This is a genomic window from Stenotrophomonas sp. STEN087, from assembly GCF_056759115.1.
Genome location: NZ_JBRRCR010000010.1, coordinates 67870 through 82774 on the forward strand (window position 1 = coordinate 67870; position 14905 = coordinate 82774).

The following is a 14905-nucleotide window of genomic DNA, read 5'->3' on the forward strand; positions in this document are numbered from 1 at the left end:
TTGCGGATTACTTGATCTTGCCTTCCTTGTACGGGACGTGCTTACGCACGACCGGATCGTACTTGGAGAATTCCATCTTCCCCGGGGTGTTCTTCTTGTTCTTGTCGGTCGTGTAGAAGTGACCGGTACCAGCGGTCGAAATCATACGGACCTTATCGCGCTTGCCTGCCATGATCGTCTACTCCTCAGACCTTTTCGCCGCGCGCACGCAGCTCAGCCAGAACGGAATCGATACCGTTCTTGTCGATGGTGCGCAGTGCATGCGCGGAAACACGAAGCTTCACCCAGCGGTTCTCGCTGGCAACCCAGAAGCGGCGCTCGTGCAGATTCGGCAGGAAACGACGACGGGTCTTGTTGTTGGCGTGCGAGACGTTGTTACCCGTCTGCACTCGCTTGCCGGAAACCTGGCATACGCGGGACATTGCGCACCTCGATAGTAAGTTGTGTCAGCCCGTAGCCCGGGAGACGGCGGCCTCGGTGGTTGCCCACCACACGTCAAGAGAATCAAAGGGTTACGCTGGCGTTGGGCGGCCGGGGACGTGCTCCCGGGGGCGCCGCCCGGTAGAAAACCGGACACAGCGAGCCGCGCATTATGCACGGGTTCAAGCACTTGCGCAAGTTACCCACAGGCGTGGGTCAGGGCGTGGCGATGAACAGGCCGCCGGAGCCCGGAGCCCGCTGCAATGCGTCGGGGTCCAGCCGCGCCCGTGCCGTGGTGATGAACAGGCGCCCATCCGGGGCGAAACACAGTGCGCCCACGTGCGGCGCCGGTACCGCCAGCCGCCGCTGTACCGCGCCGTTGGCCGCCAGTTCCAGCACGCAGGCCCCGCCCCACATCGCCACCCACAGGCTGCCCTGCGGCGACAGCGCCAACCCGTCGGGCTTGCCCGCTTCGCCGAGGAAATCGGTGACCACCCTGGGTTCGCCCAGGGTGCCTGCGGCGACATCGGCCGGGTAGGCCAGCAGGGTGCGGGCCAGGGTATCGATCACATACAGGGTATCGCCCGCGGGGCTGAACACCATGCCGTTGGCCACCCCCAGCCCTTCGGCCACACGCCGCACCGGCGCATCCACCGCTGTTGCATGGAACAGCGCGCCACGGCCGCCCAGCAGGCCCCGGTGCATCGACCCGGCCCACAGGCCGCCGCGCGCATCCACGGTCATGTCGTTCAGGCGGCAACCGGCACCCACATCGATGGTCGGCCCGGGCTGCAGGCCACCGTCATCGGCAATCCGCACGAAGTGCGTTTCGCCGTTGCCGACCAGGCCCTGCGGCGTCACCGCCAGCGACCAGACCGGCTCGGACAGCGGCGTGCGCACGCACGCCTGGCCATCCCAATGCAGCAGCGCCGGTGCGGTCGGCTCGACCCAGGCCACGCGGCCATCCTCCAGCACCACCGGCGACTCCCCCACCAGCGTTCCGGCATCGCAGGCCAAGCGCACGCCGCTGGCAGGTACCGCCCGCAGCGCCTGCAACCAGTGCCGCGCGCGTCGACCGACCTCGTCCGCGGCGCGACCGGGGCGATACAGGTCGGTACCGATGCCCACCGCACGCACGCCAGCCTGCCACAGCGCAGGCAGCGCATCGGTGGTGAACCCGCCCACGGCCACCAGCCGCGCCTGCGCCGGCAGCACCGCCGACAGTGCCGCAAGCCGCGGTGCGGAATCGTGCGCCGGAAATGCTTTCAGGTAGCGCGCGCCTGCGGCCAGCGCGGCAAACGCCTCGGTGGCGGTGCTGAAGCCGGGCATCGGCTCCATGCCGTGCGCGCGTGCCGCGGCAATCACCTCCGGGTTGGTGTTGGGCGATACGCAGAAGCGGCAGCCGGTGGCGGCCAGGGCTTCGACCTGGGCCACCTCCAGCACCGTGCCTGCGCCGACCCACAGGCGGTCGCCGAAATGCGCCGCCAGCAGGGAGATGGTGGTCAGCGGGTCCGGCGAATTGAGCGGGACTTCGGCCAGGCGCACGCCGGCGTCCACCAGGGCCTGGCCGACGGCCAACGCCTCGGAGCCGGTCAGCCCGCGCAGGATGGCCACCAGCTGTGTGTGTTCGATGGCCGCATCGAAGGCGGCGGCGTGTGCGGTGTTCATGGCGTTACCTGTGCGGCCCGGTGCAGGGCGAGGAAGCCGCGGGTCACGGCATCGTGGGACAACAGCGTGCGTGCACTGCCACCCAGGGCATGCACGGCGGCGGCGTACAGCGCGCACACCGGCGCAGCACCGACCATCGGCAGCGGCACCTGCAGCGCGGCGGGCCACAGCCTGCGCACGTCGGCCAGCTCGGCGCCGATCAGCACACCGCGCAGCCATGAGGCACCGTCCGGGCGCGGCAGCTGGCCACGGATCACCCGCGCGCGTGCGCCGAACAGCAGACTGCCCAATCCCAGCCCGCCCGCATGGCCGTGTTGCAGGCCATCGAAGAAGGCCGCGCCTTCCACGGCAGGGCCATCCACCACCGACGCCAGCAGCCCGGCAGCGGTAAGGCGGTCGAAGATTTCACCCGACATCGCGGTGAGGAAGGACACCACCGCCCCGCCCTGCAGCTGCACCCACTTGCTGTGCGTGCCGGGCAGTGCCACCAGCCCATCCAGCGGCAGGGCGCCACCGGCCAGCAGGCCGAGCAGCTCGGTTTCCTCGCCACGCATGATGTCCGGCGCGTCGTCCTGCGCACGCTGGCAGGCCAGCCCGGGCACGATGGCCACCGGCACCTGGCCGATGCGGGTGTGGTGCAGCTGCGCGGCCAGCCGCTGCGGCGTGGCCGGGCAATCGGCGTAGCCGGCATCGCTCCAGCCGATGTTCGAGCCGACCATGCCACAGGCATATACCGCCGCCGCGTCGGTCCAGGCGGTCACGGTCTGCTCCAGCAGGGCCTGCATCTGCGCGCGGTCCAGTCCGGCGATGCCGCGTGGCTGTTCCACGCTGTCCAGCACCCGCCCATCGGCGGCGATGAGGAAGGCACGGAAGTTGCTGCTGCCCCAGTTGATGCCGATGATCGGTGCGTCGTTGTCGTGCATGCTCATCGGCGCGTCACTCCGGCGCCACCATCCAGCGGCACCACCGCGCCGGTCATCCAGCCGCTGCGCGGTGAGGCGAGGAACAGCGCGAGTTCCGCCGCATCGACTGCGCTGCCCAGGCGCTGCAGAGGATGCCGCTGCACGTTGCGTGCGCGGGCCGCGGCGGGATCAGCGCTGCGTGCGAACGAGCCCTGCAGCATCGGCGTATCCACCGAAGCCGGCGCGATCGCGTTGACCCGGATGTTCGCTTCGGCCAGTTCCAGCGCTGCGGTACGTGCAAGTGATTCCAGCGCCGCCTTGGAGGCCGCGTAGGCCGCCAGCCCAGGCGTGGCGTAGCGCGCGTTGATGGAGGACAGCAGCACGATGCTGCCGCCGCCATTCGCATGCAGGCCAGCCAATGCATGGCGCATCAGACGGCGCGCACCCAGCACGTTCACCGCATGAACCTGCTGCCAGAGCGCATCGTCGTCAGCCCAGGTATCGGCCGGCGGGCACCAGCCAGCACAGTGGATCAGCGCGTCCAGCGGCTGGCCAAGATGTGGCGCCAGGGCGACATCGACCGCGCCGGCATCAGCCAGATCGGCCTGTACCTGCGTGGTCGCCGCCGGCACCGGCTCGCGATCCAGTGCCAACACCGTCGCCCCCTGTGCCTGCAGCTGCGCCAGCACTGCCGCGCCGATGCCGCTGGCCGCCCCGCTCAACCAGACATGCCGGCCCTGCCATTCGCCCTGCATTGCGTCGTTGCCCATGCTCAGAACCGGTAGGTGAGGCTGGCCTTGTACGAGCGACCGAACACCACGTTGGTGCGCAGGCCCTCGTCATAGCCGTCGAAGGTGCGCTGCTCGCTGTCCAGCAGGTTGTTGGCTTCCACCTTCAACGACAGGCGGTCGCTGAAATCGTAGCTCATCGACGCCGACAGATCCTTGTAGGTGTCGTTGAAGATGCCGGTGGCAGCGCTGGACAGGCCGACCAGGTATTCATCGCGCCAGTTGTAGGCCACGCGGATGCCGAACGGGCCGTTCTCGTAGTATCCGATCAGGTTGGCATTGTTCTTCGACAGTCCCGGGAAGGTCATCGCATTGCCGTTGACGTCGGTGATCGGGGTTTCCGAGTCGATCCAGGTGTAGGTGGCGACCACGCCGAAGCCATCGAGCATGCCGCTGAACGGCACCTGCGCCAGCAGCTCCACGCCCTTCACCTTGGCCTTGTCACCGTTGATCTTGCGCAGCACCAGGTAGTTGATGTTGTTGTAGGTTTCCGCGCTCTGCCGCTGCACGATGAAGGTCGACACATCCTTGTAGAACAGGCCGGCCGAGAGCAGGCCCTGGCCGCCGTAGTACCACTCCAGCGACAGGTCGTACTGGGTGGCCTTGAACGGGTCCAGGTCCGGTGCACCGCCGCTGCCGGTGCCCGGCGAGGTCTGCACGCCGTTGCCATCGAACACGGCGTTGTTGTTGAGGGTCACGCCGTTGTTGAGGTCTTCGGTGTTGGGGAACGCCACCACCTTGGCCGCGCCACCACGCAGCACCAGGCTGTCGGTGATCTGCAGCTTGGCCACGGCCGAAGGCAGGACTTCGCGGTCGTCACGGTCGAAGGTGGACGGGGTGAGCGTGCCATTGCCGCTGATCAGGTTGCCGCGCGAGGTCATGTCGCGCCCAACGAAGCGCACGCCAACATTGCCGCCCAGCGCCATGCCGCCCACGTCGGTATCCCAGTTGAGCTTGGCGTAGGCCTCGAGGAAATCCTCGTCCACGCGGAAGGTTGCCGCGTAGGCCAGTGCGTTGTTGCGCGGGTCCAGGCACTGCGCGTTCTGCGAGATCTGCGGCACGGTGGTGAAGCTTTCACAGCCACCGAAGGTGCTGCGGAACGCGCCGAGGTAGTCGCGTGGCAGTCCGCTGAATTCACCAGGCAGGAAATCGTTGTTGCTGTAGACGCGGATGTACGGCGCCATCTGCGTGACCGGGATGCCGCCGGCCGGGCGGATGTCCGCGCGCAGCGGATCCTGCAGGCTCTCCAGGCGGCTGAAGCGGGCGCCGAAATCCAGCGAGCGCAGCGGGCCGTCATCGAAGGCCAGGCTCCAGTCGCTGCGCAGCGCGCGCGAGTCGGTCCTGGCCCGCCAGTAGTTGTCGAACATGATGGTCATGCGCCACTGCGCTGGGTCGGCCACGTCCACGCCGCTGACGTTGAAGCTGCCGAAGTTGCCGCTGCGCAGGTCGAAGTCGGTCACCGAGGTCAGCCCGGGCATCGGCGCCAGGCGCATGTAGCGCTGGTCGTACTTTGCAGTGGAACGGCCCCAGTCCAGTTCCACCGAACCATCCAGCCGTTCGCCGACGCGGAAGCTGGCGCGCAGCGCACTGGAGATCGTGTCCGAATCGATGTCAGCCGCTTCGGAGTTGAGCAGCACGGTGCCGGTGGACCGGCCGGCCAGCAGGATGTCGTGCTCGGAGTAGACCGCGTTGCTCAGGCCTGCGGATGGGTTGAAGGCGATCCAGTAGCGGTCACGCTCTGCCTTCTGCCGCGAATAGAACGTGTCCCAGGTCAGCTCCACGCCATCGCTGGGGCGCCACTGCAGCACGGTGCTGACGCCGACCTTGGTGCGGTCGTCGTCGATGTTCTGCGCGCGCATGTCGGTGCTGCCGAAGCGGGTGGTACCCGGGCTCGCCGGGTCGGTGTAGCGGGCATAGCCTGAGAAGGTATCCAGGCCCTGCTGCACTACGTTGCGGCGGCCATAGGTGGCCGAGACCAGCGCGCCGAAGCGGCGGTCATCGCTGCGCCGCGACACCAGGCCGAAGGCATTATGGCCCCAGGAATCGGCCATCTCGTCGTAGGTGCCGGCCACGCTCACCACGTTCTGCTCGGCATCGCCGGACAGCGGCTGCCGGGTATGGATGTCGACGATGCCACCGAGGCCACCGCTGAGCTGGTCGGCACCGGCCAGCTTGGTCACCTCCAGCCGCGAGATCAGCTCCGAGGGCACCAGCGAGAGCAGGCCGTAGGTGGAGGTGGCCAGCTGGTCCAGGCCGTTGCCGCCGCGGCCGGTGGCATCGACGATCTGCCGCCCGTTGTAGAGCAGGACGTTTTCCTTCAGGCCGCGCACCAGGATGTCGCTGCCCTCGCCCATGCCACGCTCGAGCTGCACGCCGGCCACGCGGCCCAGCGACTCGGCGACGTTGGTATCGGGCAGCTTGCCGATGTCGTCGGCGACGATCGCATCGACGATCTGCGCCGAGTCGCGTTTCAGGTCACGCGAGGCTTCCAGACTGCCGCGGATGCCAACGACGCTGACGGCATCCAGGGTCTGCGCCTGCTGCTGGCCGTCGCCTGTGGTGGTGGCCGGGGCCGTGTCCTGCGCCGATGCCAGCACGGGCATCAGCAGGCAGGTCCCCAGAGCGGTGAACAAGGTCGAACGTGGAAAACGATGCATGGATCGGGCCCTCTCCCAAGGTTGGGACCCAGGCGGCACCGACCGGGACCGGCGCGGACCCTCCGTCCGCTGCCCCGCCCCACCCCGCTTGCCGAACTGCCACCTGGATCCAGCGCTTTTCCGGTCGTTGCTGCTGCACTGCGACTTGGCAGTGTTGTAGCTAATATAGCAATATGTTTTCGCCGCGCACGCTGCAATGCAGCGAAGAATTACGGTTCCTTCGCGGCCTCGGCGGGAACCTCCCTTTCATGGTGTTGCTACACATGGCACACCCTTTCCACAAGGATCCGGCGCAATGGCCGCTCTGCAAGGTGTCTTCCCGATTCTTCCGACGATCTTCGATGCCCAGGGCGTAGTGGACGAAACCGCTACCCAGGGGGTGTTCGAATACCTGCTGGCCGCGGGCGCCGCCGGCGTGGTGTTCCCCGGCCTGGCCAGCGAATACGACATGCTGGACATGGAGGAGCGCCTGCACCTGACCGCCTGCATCGGCCGCTGGAACAGCGGCCGCGTGCCGTTCATCGTCGGTGGCAGTGCGAAGACGCTGGACGATGCCGTGCGCCTGACCCGTGCCGGTGGCGAAGCAGGCGCGGCGGCGGCGATGGTGCTGACTCCGCACGCGCTGGCCGGTGACAACGAAGGCATGGCGGCGTTCTTCGCGCGCCTGGGCGCCGAATCGGGCGTGCCGATCATGCTGCAGAACGCGCCGCCGCCGATGGGCGTGGGCCTGGGCGTGGATGCGCTGCTGGCTCTGGCCACGCAGGTGCCGGCGATCACCTACGTCAAGGAAGAAACAATGCCGTCCGGGCATCGCATCACCGCGCTGTCCGAACGGGCTGGCGATGCCGTGCAGGCGGTGTTCGGTGGCGCGGGCGCGCGCTACGTGCTGGACGAGCTGGCACGCGGTGCGGTGGGTACCATGCCGGCCTGCGAGATCACCGAAGTCCACGTGGCGATGCTGGCCGCATACGCCGCCGGTGACCACGAGCGCGCACGCGTATTGTTCGAGCGCACGCTGCCGCTGCTGAGCATGCAGGCGGTGTTCCGCTGGCGGCTGACCAAGGCCGTGCTGCTGCGCCGGGGCATCATCGATTGCGACCATGTACGCGCGCCCGGCCCGGCGCTGGATGCCTGGGACCGCCGCGAACTGGATACCCTGTTGTCCCGCATCGCCGACCTGCTGCCGCTGGACGTTGTGCCCGGCCGCCCACAACGGACCCCTGCATGAGCGCCGTCACCCGCGTCGAAACCTTCATCCTCACCGTGCCACGCAGCACGCCCTACCTGGGGCCATTGGGTATCGGGGAAAGGGTCAACGAGCGTGGCTACCTGGTGCGCCGGGGCAACGGCACGCTGTACCCGACCGTGGACCGCTCGGTGCTGGTGCGGGTGACCACCGCCGACGGCGCCGTTGGTTGGGGTGAGACGTACGGCATCTGCGCACCGCGCGCGACCTGCGAAATCATCAACGACCTGCTGGCACCGGAGCTGCTGGGCCGCGAACCGGAAGATGTCGAGGCGATCTGGGACGACCTGTACGGCCTGATGCGCGTGCGCGGCTGCGGCAGCGGTTTCCACACCGATGCCATCGCCGCGCTGGACATCGCGCTGTGGGACCTGCGCGCACGCGCCGCGGACCAGCCGCTGTGGTCGCTGCTGGGAGAGCGGCGCCACAAGCGCATCGCCGGCTACGTGTCCGGCCTGCCCGCGGCCACGCTGGAGGAAAAGGTGGCCATGGCGCGCACGTTCCAGCAGCAGGGCCATACCGCCTTCAAGGTGCACGCGGTGGTCAGCCACGACGGCATTGCCGAAGAGATGGCGGCGCTTCGCCAGGCACTGGGCGCGGACGCCCAGCTGATGGTCGACCTGCACTGGAAGTTCGATCTGGAGGGCGCGCTGCAGTTGGCCCACCAGCTGCAGCCAGTGGGCCTGACCTTCATCGAGGCGCCGCTGAAGCCGGAGGACGTGCCTGGACTGGTCGCGCTGGGCCAGCAGAGCCCGATTCCGGTGGCTGCGGGCGAAGAGTGGCCGACTGATTACGTGGCGAGGCCGCGCGTGGAAGGTGGAAGCCTGGCCTACGTGCAGCCGGAGATGGGCCACACCGGCATCACCCAGTTCCTGCGCATCGCCCGCCTGGCCGCCGCCCACGGCGTGCAGGTCGCACCGCACGCCACCATCGGCGGCGGCATCTTCATGGCGGCCAGCCTGCATGCATCGGCGGTGGTCGAAGGGCTGTGGCGGCACGAGTGGCAGCACTCGATCTTCTCGCGCTCGGTGCAGATGCTGGACACCGACATGGCCTATACGCAGGACGGCTACCAGCTGCCCAGCGGCCCCGGCTTGGGTGCGGTTCCCAACACGACGTTCTGGCAACACGCCGAAGCCGTGGCCTGACCTCAGCCGTTTGTAGCGTCGAGCCATGCTCGACTGCGGCCTTTGTAGAGTCGAGCCATGCTCGACTGTTTTTTCCGCGGTCGAGCACGGCTCGACGCTACAGAGACACGTGGTTACGCCGCCTGCTGCCCCACCAGTGTCATCGGCGAGCGACGTGCCTGGCGCAGTGCGATCCAGGCCAGCACCACCGCGATCGGGTGCAGCACCGCCATCAGCACGAACGCGCGGTCGAAGTTGCCACCGGCCACCAGATGCCCCACCACCTGCGCAGACACCATGCCGCCCAGCGCGCTGCCGCAGCCCACCAGCCCCGCCACCGAGGCGATGTAGCGCGACGGGAACAGGTCCACCGTCATCGTGGTCAGGTTGATCTGATAGGTGAGGTGGGCAAACGTGACCAGGCAGGCCAGCCCCAGCAGCACGGGGATCGGCGGATGCAGGGCCACGAAGATGCCGACCGGTGCCAGGCACGCCGCGCCGATCATCGTGCGCAGGCGGGCCTGCACCGGGTCCATCCCACGCTTCACCAGGCCACCGGAAATCAGGCCACCGCCGACGCTGCCGATGTCGGCGGCCACGTAGACGATCCAGGCCAGGGACGCGACCGCCATCAGGCTCATGCCGCGCGCATCGCCCAGGTATTTGGGGAACCAGAACAGGTAGAAGTACCAGACCGGGTCGGCCACGGCGCGCGAGGCGACCAACGCCCATACCGTGCGGTCGCGCGCCAACCGGCCCCAGACCCCTTTCATGCTCGGTGGCGTCGGTGCGGCCGCGGCCTCGTCGGCTGGAGACGCATCCGAAGCGCTGGCCGCCACTGCGGTCGACTGCTTTCCGGCGCCGCGCGGGTAGGCCCACCACCAGCCGATCATCCACACCAGCCCGGCCAGGCCGGTGATCCAGAATGCCGCGCGCCAGCCGTAGGCGATGGCGATGCCGCCGATCAGCGGCGGTGCCAAGGTGGCGCCGATCATCGCGCCGGCGGTGTACAGGCCCAGGGCAAGGCCGCGCTGGCGCGGCGGGAACTGTTCGGACACCACCTTGGTGCCGACCGTGTAGTTGCCCGGCTCGCCCAGGCCCAGCGCGAACCGCGCCGCCCCCAGTTCCACCGCGCTGCGTACGAAGCCGGTAGCGATGTTGGCCAGCGACCACCAGCCCACGAACAGCAGCAGCGCCACCCGCGCGCCCAGCCAGTCGGTGATGCGCCCGGCCATGACGTAGGCGGCGGCATAGGCGAACAGGAACACCTGCACCACCCGCGCGTACTCGATGTCGGACATGGCCAGGTCGGCCTGGATGGTCGTGGCCAGGATCGACAGCGCCTGCCGGTCCAGGTAGTTGATGACCGTGGAAAAGAACAGCAGCCCCAGCAGGACCCACCTGGTCTTGCCCGACCCGCTCACGCGCTCCACCGCTTGGCCATCGACGACGCCTCCCATCGGAAGGCTGCAACGTATTGCTATTGTAGCAACAGGTCAAGTCGCACTGCGGCAGGCCTGTCGCGGTCCCTCAGCCGATCTCCGCCGCCGCCGTGCGCAGGGCCGCCACCAGTTCCGCGGTGGCCGATTCGGGGATCCAGCCGGACATGGCGATGCCGGCGTGGACCGGGTCGCCCATGGCGATGGCGACGATGTGGTGGTCGCGTTCGTCGGCGACGTGCACCCGGGCATGGCCCTGCGCGCGGGTCACTGCCAGGGTCGCCAGCAGCTGCTCGATGCCCTCGGGGAACATCGGGATCGGCTTGTCCTGGTAGATCTCGCGCACTTCGTCATCGCTCAGCTGCGCCAGCAGCACGATGCCGATGCCGCTGGTGGTGGCCGGCAGCAGGCCGATGCGGCCCAGGCCCCGTGCCGCCTCGATGCCCGGCGGCGCATGGAACAGGTAGCTGACGCTGTCGTTCCACAGCACGCCCAGTGCCACGGTGTGGCCGAAGCGGCGCAGGCTTTCCAGCACCGGCAGCGCGCGACGGATCAGACCGGAGGCGAACAGGCTCTGCGCGGCCAGCACGTGCATGCCCGGGCCGGCGGTGTACTTGCGGTCGGCGGTCTGCCGCGCGATGCCCAGATAGGCCAGGGTCTTGAGCAGGCGGTTGACCCGCGTCGGGTTGGCGTCGAGCTGGCGGGCCAGTTCACGGCAGCCCACCGGCTCGGGCGACGACGCCAGTGCCTGAAGGGTGGCGATGCCGTCGATCAGGCTCTGGTTGGGCTGGGCATTGGGCTTGGTTCGCATGCAGGAAGCGTACTGGCCGGACCCGTGCAATGCCACCAATAGCAACACGCGGGTGCATTCGCGCGGCCTTCTGCGACCTGCGGCCATACTGACGGCCCCACCCGCGAAGCCCCCGATGCGACTGCTGGCCCTGACCTATGGAACCGAAGGCGACACCCGGCCGCTGGTGATGCTGTGCCATGGCCTGCGCCAGGCCGGCCACGACGTGATGCTGCTGGCCGAACAGGGCACGCTGGGCAGCGCGCACGAACTGGACGTGCCGCACGCGGCGCTGGAAGGCGACATCCACGACGAAGTGGTGGCCCTGGTGGCACGCGGCAACAACCTGGCCGCCGCCTCGCGCGGCCTGGCGCGGATGGCCGGCCGCCACGTGCCGGCCTGGATGGCGCAGGCCGATGCGGCCGCCGCCGGCTGCGATGCCGTGCTGACCGGCGGCCTGGCCGCGCTGGTCGGCCTCAGCGTGGCCGAGCGCCACGGTCTGCCGGCCATCGGCACCGGCATGATTCCGCTGACGCCGACGCGCGCCTTCGCGTCGCCCTTCCTGCCATCGCTACCGCTGCCGGGCGTCCTGCGCCGGGCCAGCTACGGGCTGGTCAACCAGGCGGTGTGGCGCACCTTCCGCCGGCCGATCAACGCCGCGCGCGCCGCACTGGGGCAACCGCCGCGCCGCACGCTGTGGACCGGCCTGCCGATGCTGTACGGCATTTCCCCGCAGCTGCTGCCGCCACCTGCGGACTGGCCGGCTGACCACGTGGTATGCGGGCAATGGCGGATGCCGGAACAACCGTGGTCGCCACCCGCCGACCTGCAGGCCTTCCTCGATGCCGGACCCGCGCCGGTCTATCTCGGCTTCGGCAGCATGACCGGCTTCGACCGCGAGCGCGTGCTGCCGGCCTTGCTGCAGGCGCTGGCACCGCGCCGCGTGCTGCTGTTCCCGGGCTGGGCTGGACTGCCCTCGGGTGCATTGCCAGCGAACGTGTTCGTGCTCGGACCGACCCCGCATGAAGCACTGTTCCCACGCTGCGCGCTGGCCATCCACCATGGCGGCAGCGGCACCACGCATTCGGCCTGCCGCGCCGGCATTCCTTCGCTGGTGATGCCGTTCGCGGCCGATCAGTTCTTCTGGGCGCGGCGCCTGCAGGTGCTGGGTGTTGCGCCGGCGCCGCTGTCACCGAAGCGATTGGATGCAGCCACGCTGGCGGCGGCGATTGCGTTCGCCGAGGACAGCGCTACGCGTGCGCGTGCCGCTGCACTGGGCGTAACAATGGCGAGCGAAGATGGCGTGGCAACCGCCGTCGCCGCGATTGACGGAATTCGACCTTACTTCCCGCCCGACGCTGCTGTAGAAAGTTGAACAGGCCGTTCCAGACCGCTTGCCCAGCCCATGAAATTCCAGGGTGCGCACGACACGAGGACGTCTGACCAACAATAAAAAAACCCCGGACCCATCACTCACGAGAAGCATGTGAGGAGAGGAGCTGACCGGGGTATGCGCTGGCGATGCTAGGGGAAAATCAGAACCAGAGCAAAGGTTCAAGGTCGCGTCGAGGACGCGCGCGCGCTGCGAAATCGCGTGTTCCACCATGAACCCATCACCTTTCATCAGGATCTGCGGGAGAAACACAGACACCTGGTGGAAGTTCTTGGCTGGTTTTCACCTGAGGCCCGGCAACATATTGAACAGATCTGCAGGTTCAATCGCGTCCATGACGACAACTTGTCTTTGCGCTCTCCTGCAGAGGCTTAGAGCCAAGCACCAGGGGGCCATCAACGCAGGTGCGGAATCACCTGTGCCAGCAGATGCGCATCCTTCAACGCGCCGTGCAGGCCGCGGTTGCTGGGAATGCGCAGGCGCTGCAGCACATCGTCCAGCTTGTTGCCCTGGCCCGGCCAACGCCCGCGCGCCAGCTTCAGGCTGCAGGTGATGCGGCAGTACTGCGCCAGGCTGCCGGGAATGCCGGCCAGGCGCAGCTCGTTGTCGAGGAAGCCCACATCGAAGGTGGCGTTGTGCGCGACCATCTCGCTGCCACGCAGGAATTCCAGCAGCTCTGCGGCCTTGCTGGAAAACAGCGGCTTGCCGACCAGCATCGCATCGCTGATGCCGTGCACGCGCTGCGCGCCCCAGTCCACCGAGCGCTGCGGCTGCAGGTAGGTGTGGAACTGGCGGCCGGTGAGCTGGCCATCGATCAGTTCCACCGCACCGATTTCGATGACCCGATGGCCCATGCGATGGGAAATGCCGGTGGTTTCGGTATCCAGTGCGACGATGCGGCTCATGCGTGTGGCGGTTTCCTGGTGCGTGCAGTGATGATTTTCGCATGCGCGGCGCGTGTCACCCCAACACCTCCACCGCCCAGTCAATGAACACCCGCAGGCGCTGGCTCATGTGCCGGTTCGGCGGAAACATCACGTGCATCGGCATCGGCGGCAGCTGCCAGTCCTGCAGTACCGGCCGCAGTTCACCGCTGGCCACATGCGGATCCGCCATGTAGCTCGGCAGCGCGACCACGCCCAGGCCCGCCACGCCGGCGGCCAGGTAGGCATTGCCATCGTCGAAGCCCACCGCATGGCGGCCCTGCACTTCCATGCGCTCATCGCCGCGCTGGGCGATGAACACGCGTGCGCGACCGGTGCGCGGGCTGAGGAAGCCGACCATGTGATGGTCCGGCCCTTCCAGCGCGCGCGGGTGCGCGGGCATGCCGAAGCGCTGCAGGTACGCAGGGCTGGCGTGGAAGCCGATCGGCAAGCTGGCCAGTGGCCGCGCCACCAGCGCCGGATCGGCAGGCGCACCGCCACGGATCACGCAGTCCACGTTGTCGGCGATGACATCGACCTCGCGGTCGCTGACGCCGATGTCCAGCTGGATGTCCGGATAGCGCGCGTGGAAATCCGGCAGCGCCGGCACCAGCTGCAGCCGCGCGTATGGACCGGGCACGTCGATGCGCAGGCGCCCGCGCGGCTGGCTGGCGGCATCGCCGAGGCCGCCCTCCACCTCTTCCAGCTCGGCCAGCAGGCGCGCGATGCGTGGGTAGTAGGCCGCGCCATCGGCGGTGACGCTGACCCGCCGCGTGGTGCGGTTGAGCAGGCGCAGCCGCAGGTGCGCCTCCAGCTGCTGCACCAGCTGGGTGACTGTGGTGCGGCTGACCTGCAGGGTGTGCGCGGCACGGGTGAAGCTGCCGGTTTCCACCACGCGGGCGAAGGCGCGCATCGCCTCGAAACGGTCCATGGGCCGGGCCATGATTGTTTGGGATTGGCAATCAATCTAGGCCGATCATCGCTGTTTATCCAGACAGCGCCGGCGAGCAGCATGGAGGCCTTCCCTCTGGAGCCTCCCCAATGACCCCTCGTGATGTCGTTTTTCCCGCCGGCCGCCAGGCCCTCTATGAGCGCAACCGCTACTCGCCGGCCATCCGTTCCAATGGCTTCCTGTTCGTCTCCGGCCAGGTCGGCAGCCGCGAGGACGGCTCGCCCGAACCGGACTTCGAGACCCAGGTGCGCCGTGCCTTCGACAACCTCAATGCGGTGCTGGCCGCCGCTGGCTGCAGCTTCGATGACGTGATCGACGTAACCGTGTTCATGGTCGACCCGGAAACGAACTTCGAGAAGGCCTGGGCCATCGTGCCCGAGTACTGGGGCGAAGCGCCGCACCCGACCCTGACCGGCATCGGCGTGACCTGGCTGTACGGGTTCCAGTTCGAGATCAAGGTGATCGCGAAGCTGCCTGCAGACCGGTAGTGGGGGGGGGGGGGCGGCGGGGGGGGGGGGGGGGGGGCGGGGGGGGGGGGGGGGGGGGGGGGGCGGGGGGCGCCCGGCCCCCGCGCGCGCCGCCCCCCCCCCGCCCGCCGCC

14 protein-coding genes are annotated in these 14905 nt (G+C 68.6%); 4 read left to right on the plus strand and 10 right to left on the minus strand.

Going from position 1 to position 14905, the window contains the following annotated elements; all coding sequences use genetic code 11:
• Positions 1-7: 7 nt before the first annotated feature.
• From rpmG to ACVOK1_RS04670, 6 genes are all read right to left on the minus strand, one after another.
• Positions 8-175: a 50S ribosomal protein L33 gene (rpmG, locus tag ACVOK1_RS04645; RefSeq protein WP_170272460.1), complete on the minus strand. Its 168-nt coding sequence runs from the start codon at positions 173-175 to the stop codon at positions 8-10.
• 10 nt (positions 176-185) lie between these two features.
• Positions 186-422, minus strand: a complete 237-nt coding sequence (rpmB, locus tag ACVOK1_RS04650; protein ID WP_005411638.1) for a 50S ribosomal protein L28 — start codon at positions 420-422, stop codon at positions 186-188.
• Positions 423-636: 214 nt separating this feature from the next.
• On the minus strand, positions 637-2088 hold the full coding sequence (locus ACVOK1_RS04655) for a 2-dehydro-3-deoxy-6-phosphogalactonate aldolase (protein WP_481561271.1): 1452 nt from the start codon (positions 2086-2088) through the stop codon (positions 637-639).
• Positions 2085-3017, minus strand: a complete 933-nt coding sequence (locus ACVOK1_RS04660; protein WP_481561272.1) for a 2-dehydro-3-deoxygalactonokinase — start codon at positions 3015-3017, stop codon at positions 2085-2087. The genes ACVOK1_RS04655 and ACVOK1_RS04660 overlap by 4 nt, the downstream gene beginning before the upstream one ends.
• The gene (locus tag ACVOK1_RS04665) at positions 3014-3760 is read right to left on the minus strand and encodes an SDR family NAD(P)-dependent oxidoreductase (RefSeq protein WP_108770478.1); all 747 of its coding nucleotides are present in this window, start codon (positions 3758-3760) and stop codon (positions 3014-3016) included. Before ACVOK1_RS04665 ends, ACVOK1_RS04660 begins: the two co-directional genes overlap by 4 nt.
• Before the next feature lie 2 nt (positions 3761-3762).
• Entirely contained in the window at positions 3763-6435 is a 2673-nt protein-coding gene (locus ACVOK1_RS04670) for a TonB-dependent receptor (protein WP_481561273.1), read from the minus strand.
• Between the two features lie 295 nt (positions 6436-6730).
• Between ACVOK1_RS04670 and ACVOK1_RS04675 the strand changes: the two genes are divergently transcribed.
• Both ACVOK1_RS04675 and ACVOK1_RS04680 read left to right on the plus strand, forming a co-directional pair.
• The gene (locus ACVOK1_RS04675; protein ID WP_481561274.1) at positions 6731-7663 is read left to right on the plus strand and encodes a dihydrodipicolinate synthase family protein; all 933 of its coding nucleotides are present in this window, start codon (positions 6731-6733) and stop codon (positions 7661-7663) included.
• Positions 7660-8829 (plus strand): mandelate racemase/muconate lactonizing enzyme family protein, encoded by a 1170-nt coding sequence (locus ACVOK1_RS04680; RefSeq protein WP_481561275.1) that lies wholly within the window; start codon positions 7660-7662, stop codon positions 8827-8829. The genes ACVOK1_RS04675 and ACVOK1_RS04680 overlap by 4 nt, the downstream gene beginning before the upstream one ends.
• 113 nt (positions 8830-8942) lie before the next feature.
• Here the strand turns inward: ACVOK1_RS04680 and ACVOK1_RS04685 are convergent, their stop codons facing one another.
• Together ACVOK1_RS04685 and ACVOK1_RS04690 are read right to left on the minus strand one after the other, a co-directional pair.
• Positions 8943-10268 (minus strand): MFS transporter, encoded by a 1326-nt coding sequence (locus ACVOK1_RS04685; protein WP_481561276.1) that lies wholly within the window; start codon positions 10266-10268, stop codon positions 8943-8945.
• A gap of 70 nt (positions 10269-10338) precedes the next feature.
• Entirely contained in the window at positions 10339-11058 is a 720-nt protein-coding gene (locus tag ACVOK1_RS04690) for an IclR family transcriptional regulator (protein ID WP_079224290.1), read from the minus strand.
• Between the two features lie 115 nt (positions 11059-11173).
• Here ACVOK1_RS04690 and ACVOK1_RS04695 point away from each other — a divergent pair, with 115 nt between their 5' ends.
• Entirely contained in the window at positions 11174-12412 is a 1239-nt protein-coding gene (locus ACVOK1_RS04695) for a glycosyltransferase (protein WP_481561277.1), read from the plus strand.
• A gap of 413 nt (positions 12413-12825) precedes the next feature.
• On the opposite strand, the gene dnaQ is transcribed toward ACVOK1_RS04695, so the two are convergent.
• Both dnaQ and ACVOK1_RS04705 read right to left on the minus strand, forming a co-directional pair.
• Positions 12826-13335, minus strand: coding sequence for a DNA polymerase III subunit epsilon (dnaQ, locus tag ACVOK1_RS04700; RefSeq protein WP_481561278.1), 510 nt, complete (start codon positions 13333-13335; stop codon positions 12826-12828).
• Positions 13336-13390: 55 nt separating this feature from the next.
• A complete protein-coding gene (locus tag ACVOK1_RS04705; protein ID WP_481561279.1) occupies positions 13391-14284 on the minus strand; it encodes a LysR family transcriptional regulator in 894 nt (297 codons plus the stop codon).
• A 110-nt stretch (positions 14285-14394) separates the two neighbouring features.
• On the opposite strand from ACVOK1_RS04705, the gene ACVOK1_RS04710 reads away from it, so the two are divergent.
• The gene (locus ACVOK1_RS04710; RefSeq protein ID WP_481561280.1) at positions 14395-14793 is read left to right on the plus strand and encodes a RidA family protein; all 399 of its coding nucleotides are present in this window, start codon (positions 14395-14397) and stop codon (positions 14791-14793) included.
• The last annotated feature ends 112 nt before the right edge of the window (positions 14794-14905 follow it).

Excerpts from the sequence above, each read along its gene's own strand:
- rpmB (WP_005411638.1), bottom strand. The coding sequence starts at position 422 with ATGTCCCGCGTATGCCAGGTTTCCGGCAAGCGAGTGCAGACGGGTAAC.
- ACVOK1_RS04655 (WP_481561271.1), bottom strand. The coding sequence starts at position 2,088 with ATGAACACCGCACACGCCGCCGCCTTCGATGCGGCCATCGAACACACA.
- ACVOK1_RS04660 (WP_481561272.1), bottom strand. The coding sequence starts at position 3,017 with ATGAGCATGCACGACAACGACGCACCGATCATCGGCATCAACTGGGGC.
- ACVOK1_RS04665 (WP_108770478.1), bottom strand. The coding sequence starts at position 3,760 with ATGGGCAACGACGCAATGCAGGGCGAATGGCAGGGCCGGCATGTCTGG.
- ACVOK1_RS04670 (WP_481561273.1), bottom strand. The coding sequence starts at position 6,435 with ATGCATCGTTTTCCACGTTCGACCTTGTTCACCGCTCTGGGGACCTGC.
- ACVOK1_RS04675 (WP_481561274.1), top strand. The coding sequence starts at position 6,731 with ATGGCCGCTCTGCAAGGTGTCTTCCCGATTCTTCCGACGATCTTCGAT.
- ACVOK1_RS04680 (WP_481561275.1), top strand. The coding sequence starts at position 7,660 with ATGAGCGCCGTCACCCGCGTCGAAACCTTCATCCTCACCGTGCCACGC.
- ACVOK1_RS04685 (WP_481561276.1), bottom strand. The coding sequence starts at position 10,268 with ATGGGAGGCGTCGTCGATGGCCAAGCGGTGGAGCGCGTGAGCGGGTCG.
- ACVOK1_RS04690 (WP_079224290.1), bottom strand. The coding sequence starts at position 11,058 with ATGCGAACCAAGCCCAATGCCCAGCCCAACCAGAGCCTGATCGACGGC.
- ACVOK1_RS04695 (WP_481561277.1), top strand. The coding sequence starts at position 11,174 with ATGCGACTGCTGGCCCTGACCTATGGAACCGAAGGCGACACCCGGCCG.
- dnaQ (WP_481561278.1), bottom strand. The coding sequence starts at position 13,335 with ATGAGCCGCATCGTCGCACTGGATACCGAAACCACCGGCATTTCCCAT.
- ACVOK1_RS04705 (WP_481561279.1), bottom strand. The coding sequence starts at position 14,284 with ATGGACCGTTTCGAGGCGATGCGCGCCTTCGCCCGCGTGGTGGAAACC.
- ACVOK1_RS04710 (WP_481561280.1), top strand. The coding sequence starts at position 14,395 with ATGACCCCTCGTGATGTCGTTTTTCCCGCCGGCCGCCAGGCCCTCTAT.